Origin of the sequence: Streptomyces sp. NPDC048111, assembly GCF_043202815.1 — a bacterium.
GTDB lineage: Bacteria > Actinomycetota > Actinomycetes > Streptomycetales > Streptomycetaceae > Streptomyces.
In genome coordinates this window covers 45,427-62,360 of the sequence record NZ_JBIDBD010000028.1, presented here as the reverse complement: position 1 = coordinate 62,360, position 16,934 = coordinate 45,427, and the positions used below count along the sequence as shown (strand labels likewise).

The window sequence follows — 16,934 nt, the reverse complement described above, 5'->3', positions numbered from 1 at the left end:
TGTCACCGGTCGACGCCTCCCATCACGGGGTCGATGGACGCGACGGCGACGATGACGTCGGCGACCTGGCCGCCCTCGCACATGGCCGCCATGGCCTGCAGGTTGGTGAAGGACGGGTCGCGGAAGTGGACCCGGTAGGGGCGGGTGCCGCCGTCGGAGACGACGTGCACGCCGAGTTCGCCCTTGGGCGACTCGACGGCCGCGTAGGCCTGGCCCGCCGGCACCCGGAAGCCCTCGGTCACCAGCTTGAAGTGGTGGATGAGGGACTCCATCGAGGTGCCCATGATCTTCTTGATGTGGTCGAGCGAGTTGCCGAGTCCGTCCGGGCCGAGCGCGAGCTGGGCGGGCCAGGCGATCTTCTTGTCCTCGACCATGACCGGCCCCGGCGCCAGCCGGTCCAGGCACTGCTCGACGATCCTGAGCGACTGGCGCATCTCCTCCAGGCGGACCAGGAAGCGGCCGTAGGAGTCGCAGCTGTCGGCGGTCGGGACGTCGAACTCGTAGGTCTCGTAGCCGCAGTAGGGGTCGGTCTTGCGCAGGTCGTGCGGGAGTCCGGCCGAGCGCAGGATGGGGCCGGTGGCGCCGAGCGCCATGCAGCCGGTCAGGTCGAGGTGGCCGACGTCCTGCATACGGGCCTTGAAGATGGGGTTGCCGGTGGCGAGCTTGTCGTACTCCGGCAGGTTCTTCTTCATGGTCTTCACGAACTCGCGGAGCTGGTCCATGGCGCCCGGGGGCAGGTCCTGGGCCAGGCCGCCGGGGCGGATGAACGCGTGGTTCATGCGCAGGCCGGTGATCAACTCGTAGAGGTCGAGAATGAGTTCACGATCGCGGAAGCCGTAGATCATGATCGTGGTCGCGCCGAGCTCCATGCCGCCGGTGGCGATGCACACCAGGTGCGAGGAGAGCCGGTTCAGCTCCATGAGCAGGACGCGAATGACCGAGGCGCGGTCCGGGATCTGGTCGGTGATGCCGAGGAGCTTCTCGACGCCGAGGCAGTACGCCGTCTCGTTGAAGAACGGCGTCAGGTAGTCCATGCGCGTGACGAAGGTGGTGCCCTGCGTCCAGGTGCGGAATTCGAGGTTCTTCTCGATGCCGGTGTGCAGATAACCGATTCCGCAGCGGGCCTCGGTGACCGTCTCGCCCTCGATCTCCAGGATCAGCCGGAGCACACCGTGCGTGGAAGGGTGCTGGGGGCCCATGTTGACGACGATGCGCTCGTCGTCGGCCTTGGCCGCGGACTGGACGACCTCGTCCCAGTCGCCGCCGGTGACTGTATATACAGTCCCCTCGGTGGTCTCGCGGGCCGAAGCGTGCGACGTTCCGTTCGAAGTGGACATCAGCTGTACGACCTCCGCTGGTCCGGAGCCGGGATCTGGGCGCCCTTGTACTCGACCGCGATGCCGCCGAGGGGGTAGTCCTTGCGCTGCGGGAAGCCCTGCCAGTCGTCCGGCATCATGATCCGGGTGAGGGCGGGGTGCCCGTCGAAGACGATGCCGAAGAAGTCGTACGTCTCGCGCTCGTGCCAGTCGTTGGTCGGATAGACCTCGACGAGCGAGGGGATGTGCGGATCGGCGTCGGGGGCGCTCACCTCCAGCCGGATCAGCCGGCCGTGGGTGATCGAGCGCAGGTGGTAGACGGCGTGCAGCTCGCGGCCCTTGTCCCCCAGGAAGTGGACGCCGCTGACGCCCGTGCAGAGCTCGAAGCGCAGGGCGGGGTCGTCGCGCAGGGTGCGGGCGACGCGCACGAGGTGCTCGCGGGCGATGTGGAAGGTGAGTTCGCCGCGGTCGACGACGGTCTTCTCGATGGCGTTCTCGGGGAGCAGGTCCTGCTCCTCCAGGGCGCCTTCGAGTTCGTCGGCCACCTCGTCGAACCAGCCGCCGTAGGGCCGCGAGGTGGCGCCGGGCAGGGTGACGGTCCGTACGAGACCGCCGTAGCCGGTGGTGTCACCGCCGTTGTTGACGCCGAACATGCCCTTGCGGACGCCGATGACCTCGCCGGTGTCCTCGCGCGGGGCGGGTACGCCGCTCTGTTCGGGGGTGGGGGGAGTGTCGGGGGAGCTCACCGCAGCAGGCCCTTCATCTCGATGGTGGGGAGCGCCTTGAGGGCCGCCTCCTCCGCCTCGCGGGCCGCCTCCTCCTGATTGACCCCGAGCTTGGTGCCCTGGATCTTCTGGTGGAGCTTGAGAATCGCGTCGATCAGCATCTCGGGCCGGGGCGGACAGCCGGGCAGGTAGATATCAACCGGGACAATGTGGTCAACACCCTGAACAATGGCGTAATTGTTGAACATGCCGCCCGATGAGGCGCAAACCCCCATGGAAATGACCCACTTGGGATTGGGCATCTGGTCGTAGACCTGCCGCAGCACCGGCGCCATCTTCTGGCTGACCCGGCCGGCCACGATCATCAGGTCGGCCTGGCGCGGGGAGCCGCGGAAGACCTCCATGCCGAAGCGGGCCAGGTCGTAGCGGCCCGCGCCCGTCGTCATCATCTCGATGGCGCAGCAGGCGAGGCCGAAGGTGGCGGGGAAGACGGACGCCTTGCGCACCCAGCCCGCGGCCTGCTCAACAGTGGTCAGTACGAAGCCGCTAGGCAGTTTCTCTTCGAGTCCCATAGGTGCCCCTCAGCCCCTCAGTCCCATTCCAGGCCGCCGCGCCGCCACACGTAGGCGTAGGCGACGAAGACGGTGAGCACGAAGAGCAGCATCTCCACGAGCCCGAAAATCCCCAGGGCGTCGAAGGTGACCGCCCAGGGATAGAGGAAGACGATCTCGATGTCGAAGACGATGAAGAGCATCGCCGTCAGGTAGTACTTGATGGGAAAGCGGCCGCCTCCGGCCGGCGTCGGAGTGGGTTCGATGCCGCACTCGTACGCCTCAAGTTTCGCCCGGTTGTACCTTTTTGGGCCGATTAGCGTGGCCATGACCACGGAAAAGATCGCAAACCCTGCCCCGAGGGCGCCGAGCACGAGGATGGGCGCGTAGGCATTCACGCTCCTCGCTCCTTCCAGTCGTCCTTGACCGTTGGACCGCACACGGGTCTCGCGAACACCTCACCGCCTCCCGCTTCCGCGAAGATCGCGTCCATGTGAGGCAGTTCACAAGCCCGACTGCCCCGCATCCTATGCCCGGCGGTCTGTGATCTGCGACACGGGGTACGACAACGCCTTTGTGATCTCCACCACCTGACGAAGGATCATGAAGCCGGATGAGCGGTGATCTTCATACGTGAAGCGCCCGAGTGATCACGAGACGTGACATCCGGCAGTGTTACCGCTGGTCGGCGACCGTCTGGCGTTATCAAGACATGTGCGCTACAGGCAAATTGGCCTTGCGGGCGCATCCAGTGATAAGCGGCCCGCTTTCCCTCCCGCCCTCACTCGCGGGAGGGAGGGCGGGCGCCGGAAGTGGACGCGTGCACCCGTTCACGAGAGCCGCCCCGCCCCCACGAGCGACTGGATCTCTTCACACTGTGACCTGCGTCACACACCAACAGGCGGAGAATGAACGGGGCTTGGCCATCGACGTGAGGGGATGGTAAGCGCCGGGCAATTCGGGCGTTTCATGGAAAACACATGATCACGGCCCTGATCGCACGGAGTCGCTTTGTCCGTTACGGCGTCAATAAGTGGCGTCAAGAAGCGGATTCGGCCCTTCCGGCATCAACTGTGGCGCAGCACACGTTTCTTGAAGGGAACCCCGAACCCCTGATAGCGGTTGTCCCATGTCCCACACCGCTCACATACCCAGCCACCGGAAGCCCCGCCGCAGCGCCTCGAAGGTCTCGCTCCGGGCCGGAGTTGCCGGTGGCGTACTCAGCACCATCGCGCTGGCGGGTGCGGCCGCCCCGGCCATCGCCGCCCAGCCGGTCAACGAGACCATCGAGATGCCCACGCTGACGGGCGACCTCGCGACCACCGCGGCCGCCACGGCGCAGGCCACCAAGGCCGTTGCCGCCGACCTCCAGCTCCAGGCCGCCCAGGACGCCGCCGCGTCCAACGCCGCCAAGGACGCCAAGAAGGCCAAGGACGACGCCGAGCAGAAGGCCGCCGAAGCCAAGGCGAAGGCCGACGCGGAGGCCAAGGCGAAGGCCGACGCCGCGGAGCGCGCCTCGCGCTCCGCCGAGCGCACCTCGCTCAAGTCAGCCCCGGCCACGTCCGCCGGCACCTCCACGTTCAAGGCGTCCAACGCCACGGGCTCCGCCGCCGCCATCGTGAACTTCGCGCTGGCCCAGGTCGGCAAGGCGTACGTCTCGGGTGCCACGGGCTCCAGCGCGTACGACTGCTCCGGTCTGGTGCAGGCCGCCTACCGCCAGGTCGGCATCGACCTGCCGCGCGTCTCCCAGGACCAGTCGGCCACCGGCACGGACGTGTCGCTCTCCAACCTCCAGCCGGGCGACGTCCTTTACTGGGGCGGCAAGGGCTCCGCGTACCACGTGGCGATCTACGTGGGCGGCGGCAAGTTCGTCGGCGCGCAGAACTCCTCCACGGGCGTTGTCGAGCGCAGCATGGACTGGGACCAGCCGAGCGGCGCCGTCCGCATCCTCTGAGGCGTACAGCGGCCTTCTGAGCCGCTCCCGCACCGCCTGCAAGGGCCGTTCCTCCCCCGCTCGGGAGGAACGGCCCTTCGGCATGCCCGGAATGTGTTGAACTCTGCCCGCTCCGGGGCAGAGTTCACCTATCAGGGGGTGGGCGCATGGGCGAGCCGGCGCGTGACGCGGAACCGGAGCCGTACGAGGTCTACGCCGACGGGCTCGGCATGTTCGCCGCCATCGGGATCGTGTTCCTGGCGCTCGGCCTGTGGATGCTCACCGGGATCCGTCCCTGGCACGGCCCGGTCGACTGGGCCAAGCTCGCCTTCGGCTGGGGCTTCGCGCTGTTCGTCGTCGCGGCCGGCGCGTTCCTGGTCCTCGCCTGCGTGTACGGGAGCCTGCGCCCGGTCATCCGCGCGGACGCGGCCGGGGTGCATCTGGCCACCCGCTTCGACGCGCCCTGGTCGCAGGTGCGCGAGATCGAGGTCGGCACGGTGGCGATCTGGGAGATCGGGGACGAGCGCACCGCGGGCGGCTACGAGCACCACCGCGCGGTGTGGGTGACGCTGCACAGCGGCAGGCGCCACGAATACATAGCCCGCCGGCAGAACGGGGGCCTCTCCGCGGACGAGTTGCGCACCGGTCTGTCCCGCTTCGCCGGAGAGGTCCCCGTCCGCTGGACGGAGGAGGTGGAGCGCCGCTGCTGACGGCGCGGCCGGGTCAGGCCTTGGGGGCCACCTTCGAGAGGCCGTTGATGATGCGGTCCATCGCGTCGCCGCCCGTCGGGTCGGTCAGGTTGGCCAGCATCTTCAGGGTGAACTTCATCAGGAGCGGGTGCGTCAGACCGCGCTGGGTGGCGATCTTCATGACCTTCGGGTTGCCGATGAGCTTCACGAAGGCGCGGCCCAGCGTGTAGTAGCCGCCGTAGGTCTCCTTGAGGATCTTCGGATAGGCGTGCAGGGCCAGTTCGCGCTGGGCGGGGGTCGCGCGGGCGTGCGCCTGGACGATGACGTCCGCGGCGATCTGCCCCGATTCCATGGCGTACGCGATGCCTTCGCCGTTGAACGGGTTGACCAGGCCGCCCGCGTCACCGACGAGCAGCAGGCCCTTGGTGTAGTGCGGCTGGCGGTTGAAGGCCATCGGCAGGGCCGCGCCGCGGATCGGGCCGGTCATGTTCTCGGGGGTGTAGCCCCAGTCCTCGGGCATGGAGGCGCACCACGCCTTGAGGATCTCGCGCCAGTCGAGCTCCTTGAAGGCGGACGACGAGTTGAGGATGCCGAGGCCGACGTTGGACGTGCCGTCGCCCATCCCGAAGATCCAGCCGTAGCCGGGCAGCAGCCGCTCCTGCGGGCCGCGCCGGTCCCAGAGTTCGAGCCAGGACTCCAGGTAGTCGTCGTCGTGCCGCGGCGAGGTGAAGTACGTCCGCACGGCCACGCCCATCGGGCGGTCCTCGCGCCGGTGCAGGCCCATCGCGAGGGACAGGCGCGTGGAGTTGCCGTCGGCGGCCACCACGAGCGGGGCGTGGAAGGTGACCGGGGTCTTCTCCTCGCCGAGCTTGGCGGTGACGCCGGTGATGCGTCCGGTGCGCTCGTCCACGATCGGGGCGCCCACGTTGCAGCGCTCGTACAGGCGGGCCCCGGCCTTCTGGGCCTGCCGGGCGAGCTGCTCGTCGAAGTCGTCGCGCTTGCGCACCAGTCCGTAGTCCGGGTACGAGGCGAGGTCGGGCCAGTCCAGCTGGAGGCGGACACCGCCGCCGATGATCCGCAGGCCCTTGTTGCGCAGCCAGCCCGCCTCCTCGGAGATGTCGATCCCCATCGAGACGAGCTGCTTGGTGGCGCGCGGGGTCAGACCGTCGCCGCACACCTTCTCGCGCGGGAAGGCGGTCTTCTCCAGGAGCAGCACGTCGAGTCCGGCCTTGGCCAGGTAGTACGCGGTCGTCGAACCGGCGGGCCCGGCTCCGACGACGATCACGTCCGCGGTGTGTTCGGAGAGCGGCTCGGTCACAGCGGGATCTCCCGAAGACTCGAATTTGCGTGCCGAGAAGCACAGGACATGTGCAGTCTATGGGTGGCTGTTGATCGTCGTCGCGAAGGGTTGCCCACGCCATGAGCTCTGTGTCCGCCGGGTCCTCGGTACCGGAGAAGTCCCTGCCCGTTGTACGGCTGCGCGTGCCCACCGAGGAGGACGCCTATGCCTGGCACCGGGTGTTCGACGACCCGGAGGTGATGGAGTTCCACGGGGGCAGGGCCGCCGAGGTGTCCGTCTACGAGGAGCTGACCGCCCGCCAGCGCAAGCACGACGCCGAACAGGGCTTCTGCCTCTGGACGATGCTGGACGAGGACGACGAGGTCATCGGCTTCACCGGCGCCCAGCCCTGGCCGCTGGACGACTGGGGCCCGGTCGGCGAGATCGAGATCGGCTGGCGCCTGGGCCGCGCCCACTGGGGCCGCGGCTTCGCGACCGCGGCGGCCCGGGCGACCGTGGCGCGGGCGCGGGCCGCCGGGGTGCCGCGGGTGGTGGCGATGGTCCATCCCCGCAACATCCGTTCGGTGGCGGTGGCCGAGCGCCTCGGGATGACGCGGGTCGCCACCTACCCGTCGAAGAGGCTGGGCGTGGACGCGCTGTGCTTCGGCCTCGAACTGGGGAGTTGACCCCGCCGGGGGGCCGGGGGTCCGGTCGCCGGGTGCGCTACGCCTTGAAGCCGCGGTGCAGCGCGACGATCCCGCCGGTGAGGTTGCGCCAGGCGACCTTGGACCAGCCCGCCCCCTGGAGCCGGGCGGCGAGCGCGTCCTGGGCGGGCCAGGCCCGGATGGACTCGGCGAGGTAGACGTACGCGTCCGGGTTGGAGGACACGGCCGTCGCGACGGGCGGCAGGGCGCGCATCAGGTACTCGGTGTAGACCGTCCGGAACGGCTTCCACGTCGGCTGCGAGAACTCGCAGATCACGACCCGGCCGCCCGGCTTGGTCACCCGGTGCATCTCGCGCAGCGCGGCGTCCGTGTCCTGGACGTTGCGCAGCCCGAAGGAGATGGTCACCGCGTCGAAGGTGTCGTCGCGGAACGGCAGCTTCGTCGCGTCGCCCGCGGTGAACGGCAGGTGCGGCTGGCGCTCCTTGCCCACCTTGAGCATGCCGAGCGAGAAGTCGCAGGGCACCGTGTACGCACCGGCCGCGGCGAAGGGCTGCGAGGAGGTGGCGGTGCCGGCCGCCAGGTCCAGCACCTTCTGCGCGGGCCGCGCGTCGACCGCCTTCGCGACCTCCTTGCGCCACAGCCGGGTCTGGCCGAGGGAGAGCACGTCGTTGGTGAGGTCGTAGTGGGCCGCGACGTCGTCGAACATCGAGGCGACTTCGTGCGGCTGCTTGTCCAGGGATGCGCGGGTCACGCCGCCCATTCAAGCAGGAGGCGGACCGGGGCCGGGCGCCCGGCCCGCACCTCCCCGGGCGGGCCGCGTACATTCGCCTTTCCGTGCCACGGGGGCCCGGAACACGAGAGCGGGTGCACACGACATGCTGCGTTTCCTGAGGGTGCCGGTCGCCGGGGCCGGCGTCCTGGCCGCGCTGGTCTGCGCGGGATGCTCCGCGCCGGCGGCGCCGAAGGCTCCCTCGGCGTCCGCACCGCCGGCCGCCCCGGGCCCGCTGTCGACGACGTACTCCCCCTACGTCAGCGCCACCACGGCCGCGCCGACCGACGCCGTGGGCTCCCCGGCCTTCTACAACCTGGCCTTCGCCGTCGCCCACGGCTCCACCTGCCGCGCGGTGTGGGACGACGACACCGCCATCGTGGACGCGGACGTCAAGGACCGGGTGGCCGCGCTCAAGAAGGGGGGCGCCTCGGTGCGGGTCTCCTTCGGCGGGCAGGCCGGCAAGGAACTCGCGCTCACCTGCCGCACCCCGGCCCAGCTGGCCGCCGCCTACGGCTCCGCGCTCGACGCGGTGGGCTCCGCCGAGGCGGACTTCGACATCGAGGGCGCCGCGCTCACCGACCCCGCGGCCCTGACCCGGCGCGCCGAGGCGGTGGCCCTGCTCCAGAAGCAGCGCCCGCTGAAGGTGACGTTCACCCTCGCGGCGATGCCGACGGGGCTCACGCCGGACGGGGTCGCGCTGCTCAAGTCCGCCAAGGAGCACGGGGTGACGGTGTCGGCCGTCAACGTCATGGCGATGAACTACGGCACGTCGTTCGGCGGGAACATGGGCGACTACGCGCTGCGCGCCGCGACCGCGGCACACGGTCAGATCCAGCGCGTCCTCGGCCTCTCGGACCGGGCGGCGTGGCAGGGGCTCGGCGTCACGGTGATGATCGGCGTCAACGACGTCAAGGGCGAGACGTTCACGCTCGACGACGCGTCGAAGGTGCGGGGGTTCGTGGGGGCCAAGGGGGTGGGGCGCCTGTCGATGTGGGTGACGTATCGCGACCAGCAGTGCGCATCGGGCGTCAACTCGGCCGTGGCTCAGGCCGGTTGCAGCGGGGTGCGCCAGGGCGCGGGTGCCTTCGGGGAGGCGCTGTCGCGGGGGTGAGCCTGGGGGTTGGGGGGCTGAGGTTCAGGATCCTGGGGCTCCGCCCCAGACCCCGAACGCGCCTGAACGGCGCTCGTCCTCAATCGCCGGACAGGCTGAGGATGCGCATGCGGCCCAGCACCGGTCCCGTTAGGGGCGCGAGGAACTACGCGAGCAAGCGAGCACGGTCCGCAGACAAACGAGGGAAGCCAGGCGCGGCCCAACCACCCAACCCACCCGAAGCACAACCCCCTAGGGGCGCGGGGAACTGCGCGAGCAAGCGGGCACGGTCCGCAGGCGAACAGGGGGTCAGGGGCGCGAGGAACTGCGCGAGCAAGCGGGCACGGTCCGCAGGCGAACAGGGACCTAGGGGCGCGGGGAACTGCGCAAGCAAGGGGGCTTAGACCGGGGGCTCAGCGGCGTCGGTGGACCAGGCGGCCCCCGATGACGGTGGCCACACAGACCTCAGCCCCCCGCACAAGCAGCCCCTCTTCATCCCCCACCCCGAAAACCGCGAACCGCGCACCCCCACCCACCACCAGCGGCGCCCGGAAGGCATCGGCGAGTGCGACCCCCGCCAGCGGGTCGAGCAGGGCCGGGTCGAAGGAGTCGAGGGCCACCGGGGCCGCGTCGGGCAGCACCTCAAGTCCCGCCCGCCGCACGGCGGTCCGCACCGAGGGGGTGGTGAGACGGGCGCCCACCGCGACCACCCCGCGGGCGAGCAGCTTCTGGGTGCAGCGGCGCGCACTGTTGCCGCGCCGGGCCTCGTTCGGCGCGAGGCCCGCGAGCGCCGGGCCGGTCAGTGGCTCGGCCCCGAGCGCGTCGAGCTCGAAGGGGTCGTCGGGAAAGTAGGTGTGCTCCAGGAGGGCCGTACCGTGCCGGTTGACCAGCCCCGGCGTCAGCGTCCCGCCCCAGCGCCGCACCCGGGCGGCCGGGTGGGCCGCCGCCACCTCCTCGTACGGCCCGATCGCCGCGATCCGGTCACCGTGGACCAGCACCGCACCGCCCGGAACCGGCGCGCGGTCCCCGGGCAGCAGCAGCTCGGCGGCGTGGATCGTCAACACCTCAGGAACACAGCCTCAGTTGGAGGCGAGGAGCTTGAGCTCCGGGTGGGCGGTGCCGCCCTCGATCGCGGTGGAGGAGATGTGCGACTGGACGCGCGTGTCGACCGGGTCGTTCGCCGGGTCCTCGTGCACCACGAGGTGCTCGTAGGTGGTGGCGCGCTGGGCGGGCACCCGGTCCGCCTTGCGGATCATGTCGATCATCTCGATGAGGTTGGAGCGGTGCTTGGCACCGGCCGACGAGACGACGTTCTCCTCCAGCATCACCGAGCCGAGGTCGTCGGCCCCGTAGTGCAGGGACAGCTGGCCGACCTCCTTGCCGGTGGTGAGCCAGGAACCCTGGATGTGGGCGACGTTGTCGAAGAAGAGGCGCGCGATGGCGATCATGCGCAGGTACTCGAAGAGCGTCGCCTGGGTGCGGCCCTTGAGGTGGTTGTTCTCGGGCTGGTAGGTGTACGGGATGAAGGCGCGGAAGCCACCCGTGCGGTCCTGCACGTCGCGGATCATGCGCAGGTGCTCGATGCGCTCGGCGTTGGTCTCGCCGGTACCCATGAGCATGGTGGACGTCGACTCGACGCCCAGGCCGTGCGCGGTCTCCATGATCTCCAGCCAGCGCTCGCCGGACTCCTTGAGCGGCGCGATCGCCTTGCGCGGGCGCTCGGGCAGCAGCTCGGCGCCGGCCCCGGCGAACGAGTCGAGCCCGGCCGCGTGGATGCGCGACACGGCCTCTTCGACGCTCACCTTGGAGATGCGGGCCATGTGCTCGACCTCGGAGGCGCCGAGGGAGTGGATGACCAGCTGCGGGTAGGCCTTCTTGATCGCCGAGAAGTGTTCCTCGTAGTACTCGACGCCGAAGTCCGGGTGGTGGCCGCCCTGGAACATGATCTGGGTGCCGCCGAGCTCGATCGTCTCCGCGCAGCGGCGCAGGATGTCGTCGAGGTCGCGGGTCCAGCCCTTGGCGGTGTCCTTGGGGGCGGCGTAGAACGCGCAGAACTTGCACGCCGTCACGCAGACGTTCGTGTAGTTGATGTTCCGCTCGATGATGTACGTCGCGATGTGCTCGGTACCGGCGTAGCGGCGGCGGCGCGCCGCGTCGGCGGCGGCGCCCAGCGCGTGCAGCGGCGCCGAGCGGTACAGGTCGAGCGCCTCCTCGGGGGTGATCCGCCCACCCTCGGCGGCACGGTCGAGAACGGACTGAAGATCGGCCTTCTCAGTCACCGGAGGTGTCCCTTTCTAGGGGGTGCGGGCGGACCGATCCAGCGTACGCCAGCAGCCCTGCCGCGCTGATCGGGGGCCGCCGGGGCCGGCGGAGAGCTACCCGGCGAGCCCGCCGAGCAGCAGCCCCCCGAAGGCGCCCGCGATCAGGAACGGGCCGAGCGGGAAGGCGGTCTTGCGGCTCGCCCGCCGGAAGACCACGAGCCCCATCCCGTACAGCGCGCCGAGCACGAGGCCGAGCAGCGTCCCTGCCATCAGGACCGCCCAGCCGTACCAGCCGAGCACCAGGCCGAGCCCCAGCGCGAGCTTCACGTCGCCGAAGCCCATGCCCGCCGGGTTGACGAGGAAGAGCACGAAGTACCCGGCGCCGAGCACCAGGGCGCCGAGCAGCGCGGTCGGCCAGGACCCGGCGTGGCCGGGGAGCAGGGCCGCGAGCCCGAGCAGCAGTGCGGCCGCGCCGGCCAGCGGCAGGGTGAGCAGGTCGGGCAGTCTGCGGACGGCGAGGTCGATCTGGGCGAGCAGCACCGCGAACGGCGCGAGCAGCAGCCAGGCCGCGAGTTCCGGGCGGGGCCCGGTCGTGGCGGCCAGCGCCGCGCAGCCGAGCGCGGTGACCAGGACGGTCGGCAGCGTCCGGTCGTAGCGCGTCCCCGGCCCGCAGTCCCGGCACCGGGCGGGACCCGGCCCGGGGGCGAGCGGGTGCCCGGCCGGGCAGGTGGTGCGCCGGGGCTGCCCGGGTTCGACGGAGAGCCGGTAGCGGGGGCGCGGCAGCAGGAGACCCGCGCCCGCGCCCCAGGCCGCCGCGGCGGCTGTCAGCGTTGCGTTCACCGGACCAGGGTGCCCGTCAGCCCGCCGACGCCGCCGCGGGGCCCCCGTCACCGCGCCACGACGGCAGCAGTTCGTCGAGGAGGGCGACGGTGCGCGGCGGCAGGCCGCGCGGTCCGCTCAGGGCGGCGAGCTCGGAGACGAGCGCGAGCAGCGCGTCGCGGTCACCGGTGTCGTGGGTGGCCCGCAGCAGTTCGTTCCACAGCCGCTCGTCCGCGGGAGAGCTCGCCAGCGCGGTGCGCAGCGTCGCGATGGCCTTCTGCGGGTGCTCGCGTTCGCGGTGGTGGGCGCAGAGCGCGAGGGCCACGTCCGCGACCAGGAGCGGGAGTTGGGTGTCGATGATCTCGTGGCCGAGCCAGCCGTAGCGGCCCTCGGGCCGGTCGGCGAGCAGCGGGCCGCGCACCAGGCCGAGGGCGTCGGTGAGCAGTCGCTCGCGCACCGAGGCGCGGCGGGCGCCGCTGCCCTCGGTCGCCTCGTAGTGCAGCGAACGCAGCACGTCGAGGTCGGAGACGACGGAGCGGGCCAGGGTGAGCCGTCCGCCGGCGTCCGTACGCAGCCGGGGCGAACCGTCCTCGTCGCTGCCGAGCCAGTCCCGGAGCCGGCCGAGCAGCGCGTCGCGCACCTCGTCGGTCACCCCGCGCGGCCACATCGCGGACGCGAGGACCAGCGGGTGGACGCCCTCGCGGTGCAGGAGCAGCAGGGCGAGCGCCTCGTGGAGCAGGGCGCTGCGCTCGCCGTCCGGCGCTTCGAGGCCGATGATCTCGTACGTGCCGACCAGGCGGGCGTAGACCGCGGGGCGGCCCTGTTCGGTGATGTCCACCAGGAACGCGTGCGGGGCGGGGGTCGGGTCGTCGCCGTCGGGGCCGGTCATGGTGTCGGCCGAGGCGAAGAGGCGTACCACCGCGTCGTGCACCTGGGCGGGCAGCAGCTGGGCGGTGAGTTCGAGGCCGAGCAGCGGGGCGGTCAGACGGCCCTCCTCGCTGATCTCCAAGTCCCAGGCGGCGCCCAGGTGCTGGGTACTCCCCTCGAATCCCACCAGGCAGCCGATGCCCAACTTGCCCGCTCCTGCGGTCAGTTCGACCAGGGCGGCGGCCTCGGCCTGGTCGGGCGTCTCGGCGATCATCACCAGGTGCGGGGCCCAGCGGGTGTGCTGGGCGGGGCCGGTGCGGCCGGTGAGCACCGAGTCGTGGCCGGCCGCGCCCAGGGCGGAGCGCCGCCGGTCGATCTCGGCGCCGAGGTCGTCCAGGAGGTCGGCGACGGAGTCGAGGTGGCGCAGCCGGGTCGGGGCGAGCGCGCCCAGCTCCTTGCCGAAGCCCACGACGGTGACGGTCATCCGGTCCGACCAGCCGTTGGTCGCGAGTTCGGCGGCGACCGAGGACAGCACGGCCGCCCGCGCCCCACCGGGACCGCTGAGCGACACCAGGCCGGGGGCGGCTTCCAGGTTGAGCAGCAGCCGGGCGCCGTCCAGGGTGCCGAGGCTCACCAGACCGGGGTAGGGCGCGGCCACGTCGGCGAGGGCGCCGCGCGCGTCCTCGGGGACGGCGGCGCGCTCCAGGCGCCACAGCGCCGGGTCCGAACCCCGCTGCCAGGGGGCGGGCGGCTCGCCGGAGGGCTGGGCCAGCTGGAGGTGCAGGTCGGTGGTGGTGAACCAGGCCGCGTACACGACGGGCAGCGGCCGGTTCGCGGCGTCGAGCGCGGCGGACAGGCCGCGCAGTGCCTGGTCGAGGAAGCGCACGGCCTGCGGGTCGGCGCCGATCAACAGGGCGTCGTGGACGTCGGCGTCGGTGCCGGTGGGCACCGGCGGCTCCATGCCGCGGCGCCCGGCGACGGCCGTCATCGCGGACTGCCACAGCGCCATCCGGCGGCGCCGGCCGAGCGCGCCGAGCACACCGGCGGCGAGCAGCGGCGCCCCGATGAGCGCCTCGGACAGCCCGAACCCGCTGTGGGACGAGGACGCCGTGGCCTCGGGCGCGGCGGCCTGCGGAGCCTGCGGCTGCGCCGGCCGCTGTGCGGGCTGTTGTGCGGACGGGCCCTGCTGCTGCGCTCCGGCGCCGGTGGCGGAGTCCGCCCCCGGCCGCGCGCCGGCGCCCTGCTGGGCGGGCCCGGCGTGGTCGCCGGACTGGGCGTACTCGGCGATCTGCTGCTGGAGCTTCGGCGAGACCTCGGGCGCCTGCTGGGCCATCTCGACCAGGTCGCCGCCGTGGGCGTCGGCCGGCATCTCCATGATCCAGCCCGGGCGGATGAGGCTCGCCTCGGACAGCTTCGAACCGTCCGGCTGCACCCGGTCCTTGTTGAGCTGGTAGATCTCGTGGTAGCGCCGCCCGTCCCCGAGGTGGCGCTCGGCGACCTCCCACAGCGAGTCGTGGTGGCGGCCCTCGGGCGGCTGGATCCGGTAGAACTTCGTGGCCCCCTCGGCCACCGCCCCGCCCTGCGCCTCGGCGGCGTGGTGCGCCTGCGCCGCCGCCTGCTTCTGCATCGCCTCGGCGACGGTGGCGGCCTGCTGCTGCCCGGGCAGTTGCTGGGCCGCGGCGACCGTCGGCCTGCTGGTGTTCTCGATGTGCTGCCCCTGCTGGCCGAGCCCCGGGGCGAAGCTCGCCGCGGTGGCCGTGATGAGCAGCACCGCCGCGATGAGCTGACGCGCGAGCAACTGGCTCGGCCCGGCGCCGGGCACCCGCGAGGGCAGCCCCACGCCCGACACGGCGGCCTTGACCTCCACCAGCACGCACGCGGTGAACTGCGCCCACGCCAGCCACACGACCAGGGTGAGGATCCGCACGAACACGTTCGCGGAGATCTGCTGCTGCACCATGTCGAGCGACGGCATCCGGTGCGGCAGCGGCCAGTCGGCGAACGACGCGAGGGCGGCGGGCACCCCCACCACGAGCCCGAGCAGCGCGAGCAACGCGAGGAACGCCTTGGCGAAGTCGCCCGGCGTACGGCGGCGCGGCAACGGCTGCGGCGTCCGATTCGCCGGACCCGTCGCGCGGGAGGGGGTGCGTGCCATGGGGTGGGTTCCTGAGCTTCGGTTGGGCCCTGCGGGCCGGGCCGGGGGGCGGGCTGACCGGGGGTCGGGGGCCTGCTTGGCCCCCAACCCCCCTTGGTGCGGCTAGCGGTTGACGGACTGGATCTCTTGGACGGTTACGTTCTGGGGCTTACCCGTATAGATGCCGTCGGGCAGCTTGTCGCCCTGGCCGTCGGTGCTCTTCCAGGTGACCCTCCACGTGACCGTGGCCTTGAGGGTGTACGAACCCGGGCGCAGGTACTTCACCCCGCACGGGGGGTCCTGATTGGCCTTGCCGGCCGCGAACGGCTCTCCCACTCGCCCCTGGTCGATCGTGCAGTTGCCCGAGGCCGGGAAGAGTTGGGCATCCGTCGTGCCGGGGTCGATGTGCACCGAGACGGGCTCGGCGGTGGTGGTGGCCGAGAGGCCCGAGCCGGGCAGGCTCGCTGTCACCGACTTCTGGGTGAAGCTCGCGTTGGTGGACCAGACCCAGGTCGGAAGGTTCACCGTAGAGGTTCCCGCAGGCGCCAACGTGACGTTCGAGGAGGGCAGTTCGAGCTCGTCGTAGGCGTACTCGGCCAGCAGCCTCGGGTTCAGTGCCTTCGGGTCCGAGGGAGTCGTGCCGCTCGGCACCCAGAACGGAGGCTCGTCGCACGAGTTGGCCGCAGGATCGTCCTTGCGGTTCGGGTTCACGACCGCCGCCCAGAACATCCCCTTGCCCTCTTGGTCAAGGTTGTAGTCCTTGTACTTCCCGTCCTTGTAACGAGCGTCGTAGGCATCGGCGACGAAGCCCCTGACTCCGTCGATCAACCCCCCGAACAGAGGTATCCCCGAAGGTGTGCGCAGGCCCTTGACCGTGGCTTCGAGCTCCTTCGGCGAAAAGGCGGGCTCGTACCAGCAGGCAGGCGGCGTCCAGCTGCTGTCGGACGAGGTCAGCGTGCCGTCGTCGCCTTCGCCGCCACCGCTCCTCTTGCCCGTGGGCTTGGGGACGACCTTGGTCTCGACGGAGATCTTTCCGTTGCCCGATCCGGCGTTGACGTTCCCCACCTGGTTGCCGCTGCCGTTCTTGCCGCCACCCGCGTACGCCGTCGACGGGATGGCGACGACCGTAAGGGACAGCGCGGCTACGGCCACCCTGCGTGCCTTGGTCCGCCTCGTCACATGCACTTCTTCGCTCCAGGTCCCGAGGTGATGCTGACGGACTGCCAGACACCCTTGTCGTTCTTCTGCAGTTGCTCGGTGAAGAAGGTGTAGTCGGAGGCCGATCCGGCCACGGACCGGTCCACCTTGCCGGTCTTGCGGTCCTTCGGAAAGGTCTGGGTCGCATCGGCGCAGTAACTCAGCGACGCCTTGGCACCGTTGACCGTCACCTGCCGCTGGTAGTAACGCGTGGTCCCCGCGAAGCTGCGGTTGTCCGCGGAGTAGGACTTGATGTAGTCGGCCACGGCGAGCAGCTCCTTGTCCTTGTTGTAGAACTTCAGGGCCGCCTCGGAAGCGGCCTGGTCCCCGGTGATCGCCATGTCGATGGCTTCGAGGTTCTGCGCGTTGTCCGCCAGGACCGCATCCTTGGCCGGGTCGCCGGTTTTGTCTCCCTCGTACACGTGCTTCACATCGGGAGGCATGACGACCTTCGGCCGATTCCCCGCATCAGCAGCGGCGGACGCCGAAGCCGACGGCGTCGCGGAGGCCGAGGACGTCGAGTCCGCGCCCGCGATCTCCTTGGCGCCCCCCTTCGACCCCCCGCACCCGGTGAGCAGAAGCGCGCCCGCGGCCGCCAGAGCAGCCGCGGCCGTCGTGGCCTTGTGGTTACGCATG

General features: G+C 71.1%; 16 protein-coding genes. 4 read left to right on the top strand and 12 right to left on the bottom strand.

Annotated elements, in window-relative coordinates:
* Nucleotides 1-2: 2 nt before the first annotated feature.
* Genes ACGF3I_RS29635 through ACGF3I_RS29620 form a run of 4 tightly spaced genes read right to left on the bottom strand, consistent with a single transcriptional unit; the run spans nt 3 to nt 2,990 of the window.
* The gene (locus tag ACGF3I_RS29635; RefSeq protein WP_393137312.1) at nt 3-1,337 is read right to left on the bottom strand and encodes an NADH-quinone oxidoreductase subunit D; all 1,335 of its coding nucleotides are present in this window, start codon (nt 1,335-1,337) and stop codon (nt 3-5) included.
* Nucleotides 1,337-2,062 carry an NADH-quinone oxidoreductase subunit C gene (locus tag ACGF3I_RS29630; RefSeq protein ID WP_393137310.1) on the bottom strand — a complete coding sequence of 242 codons (726 nt, stop codon included), beginning with the start codon at nt 2,060-2,062 and terminating at the stop codon, nt 1,337-1,339. Before ACGF3I_RS29630 ends, ACGF3I_RS29635 begins: the two co-directional genes overlap by 1 nt.
* Nucleotides 2,059-2,613 (bottom strand): NADH-quinone oxidoreductase subunit B family protein, encoded by a 555-nt coding sequence (locus ACGF3I_RS29625; RefSeq protein WP_120721971.1) that lies wholly within the window; start codon nt 2,611-2,613, stop codon nt 2,059-2,061. The genes ACGF3I_RS29630 and ACGF3I_RS29625 overlap by 4 nt, the downstream gene beginning before the upstream one ends.
* A 17-nt stretch (nt 2,614-2,630) precedes the next feature.
* Entirely contained in the window at nt 2,631-2,990 is a 360-nt protein-coding gene (locus ACGF3I_RS29620) for an NADH-quinone oxidoreductase subunit A (protein WP_003992243.1), read from the bottom strand.
* A 731-nt stretch (nt 2,991-3,721) separates the two neighbouring features.
* Here ACGF3I_RS29620 and ACGF3I_RS29615 point away from each other — a divergent pair.
* Together ACGF3I_RS29615 and ACGF3I_RS29610 are read left to right on the top strand one after the other, a co-directional pair.
* Complete coding sequence (locus ACGF3I_RS29615) at nt 3,722-4,546, top strand: C40 family peptidase (RefSeq protein WP_393137308.1); 825 nt, start codon at nt 3,722-3,724, stop codon at nt 4,544-4,546.
* Between the two features lie 146 nt (nt 4,547-4,692).
* Nucleotides 4,693-5,235: a hypothetical protein gene (locus ACGF3I_RS29610; RefSeq protein ID WP_393137306.1), complete on the top strand. Its 543-nt coding sequence runs from the start codon at nt 4,693-4,695 to the stop codon at nt 5,233-5,235.
* 13 nt (nt 5,236-5,248) lie between these two features.
* Here ACGF3I_RS29610 and ACGF3I_RS29605 read toward each other — a convergent pair whose 3' ends face one another.
* The gene (locus tag ACGF3I_RS29605) at nt 5,249-6,532 is read right to left on the bottom strand and encodes a geranylgeranyl reductase family protein (protein WP_393137304.1); all 1,284 of its coding nucleotides are present in this window, start codon (nt 6,530-6,532) and stop codon (nt 5,249-5,251) included.
* Nucleotides 6,533-6,633: 101 nt separating this feature from the next.
* Between ACGF3I_RS29605 and ACGF3I_RS29600 the strand changes: the two genes are divergently transcribed.
* Nucleotides 6,634-7,179, top strand: a complete 546-nt coding sequence (locus ACGF3I_RS29600; RefSeq protein WP_393137302.1) for a GNAT family N-acetyltransferase — start codon at nt 6,634-6,636, stop codon at nt 7,177-7,179.
* A gap of 37 nt (nt 7,180-7,216) precedes the next feature.
* Here the strand turns inward: ACGF3I_RS29600 and ACGF3I_RS29595 are convergent, their stop codons facing one another.
* Complete coding sequence (locus ACGF3I_RS29595; protein ID WP_393137300.1) at nt 7,217-7,909, bottom strand: demethylmenaquinone methyltransferase; 693 nt, start codon at nt 7,907-7,909, stop codon at nt 7,217-7,219.
* A 124-nt stretch (nt 7,910-8,033) separates the two neighbouring features.
* On the opposite strand from ACGF3I_RS29595, the gene ACGF3I_RS29590 reads away from it, so the two are divergent.
* Nucleotides 8,034-9,041, top strand: a complete 1,008-nt coding sequence (locus tag ACGF3I_RS29590) for a chitinase (protein ID WP_393137298.1) — start codon at nt 8,034-8,036, stop codon at nt 9,039-9,041.
* A 392-nt stretch (nt 9,042-9,433) separates the two neighbouring features.
* Here ACGF3I_RS29590 and ACGF3I_RS29585 read toward each other — a convergent pair whose 3' ends face one another.
* From ACGF3I_RS29585 to ACGF3I_RS29560, 6 genes are all read right to left on the bottom strand, one after another.
* Complete coding sequence (locus ACGF3I_RS29585) at nt 9,434-10,084, bottom strand: hypothetical protein (RefSeq protein ID WP_393137296.1); 651 nt, start codon at nt 10,082-10,084, stop codon at nt 9,434-9,436.
* Nucleotides 10,085-10,099: 15 nt separating this feature from the next.
* Entirely contained in the window at nt 10,100-11,299 is a 1,200-nt protein-coding gene (gene mqnC / locus ACGF3I_RS29580) for a cyclic dehypoxanthinyl futalosine synthase (RefSeq protein WP_161249763.1), read from the bottom strand.
* Between the two features lie 96 nt (nt 11,300-11,395).
* Nucleotides 11,396-12,121, bottom strand: coding sequence for a prepilin peptidase (locus tag ACGF3I_RS29575; protein ID WP_393137294.1), 726 nt, complete (start codon nt 12,119-12,121; stop codon nt 11,396-11,398).
* 16 nt (nt 12,122-12,137) lie between these two features.
* The gene (locus ACGF3I_RS29570; RefSeq protein WP_393137292.1) at nt 12,138-15,122 is read right to left on the bottom strand and encodes a BTAD domain-containing putative transcriptional regulator; all 2,985 of its coding nucleotides are present in this window, start codon (nt 15,120-15,122) and stop codon (nt 12,138-12,140) included.
* 102 nt (nt 15,123-15,224) lie between these two features.
* Complete coding sequence (locus ACGF3I_RS29565; protein WP_393137290.1) at nt 15,225-16,280, bottom strand: hypothetical protein; 1,056 nt, start codon at nt 16,278-16,280, stop codon at nt 15,225-15,227.
* A complete protein-coding gene (locus ACGF3I_RS29560; RefSeq protein ID WP_393137288.1) occupies nt 16,277-16,933 on the bottom strand; it encodes a hypothetical protein in 657 nt (218 codons plus the stop codon). Before ACGF3I_RS29560 ends, ACGF3I_RS29565 begins: the two co-directional genes overlap by 4 nt.
* Nucleotide 16,934: the final 1 nt, after the last annotated feature.

What these genes read in the sequence shown, in the direction of transcription:
- ACGF3I_RS29590 (WP_393137298.1), top strand. Translation starts at nt 8,034, where the DNA reads ATGCTGCGTTTCCTGAGGGTGCCGGTCGCCGGGGCCGGCGTCCTGGCC.
- ACGF3I_RS29600 (WP_393137302.1), top strand. Translation starts at nt 6,634, where the DNA reads ATGAGCTCTGTGTCCGCCGGGTCCTCGGTACCGGAGAAGTCCCTGCCC.
- ACGF3I_RS29615 (WP_393137308.1), top strand. Translation starts at nt 3,722, where the DNA reads ATGTCCCACACCGCTCACATACCCAGCCACCGGAAGCCCCGCCGCAGC.
- ACGF3I_RS29570 (WP_393137292.1), bottom strand. Translation starts at nt 15,122, where the DNA reads ATGGCACGCACCCCCTCCCGCGCGACGGGTCCGGCGAATCGGACGCCG.
- ACGF3I_RS29635 (WP_393137312.1), bottom strand. Translation starts at nt 1,337, where the DNA reads ATGTCCACTTCGAACGGAACGTCGCACGCTTCGGCCCGCGAGACCACC.
- ACGF3I_RS29560 (WP_393137288.1), bottom strand. Translation starts at nt 16,933, where the DNA reads ATGCGTAACCACAAGGCCACGACGGCCGCGGCTGCTCTGGCGGCCGCG.
- ACGF3I_RS29625 (WP_120721971.1), bottom strand. Translation starts at nt 2,613, where the DNA reads ATGGGACTCGAAGAGAAACTGCCTAGCGGCTTCGTACTGACCACTGTT.
- ACGF3I_RS29610 (WP_393137306.1), top strand. Translation starts at nt 4,693, where the DNA reads ATGGGCGAGCCGGCGCGTGACGCGGAACCGGAGCCGTACGAGGTCTAC.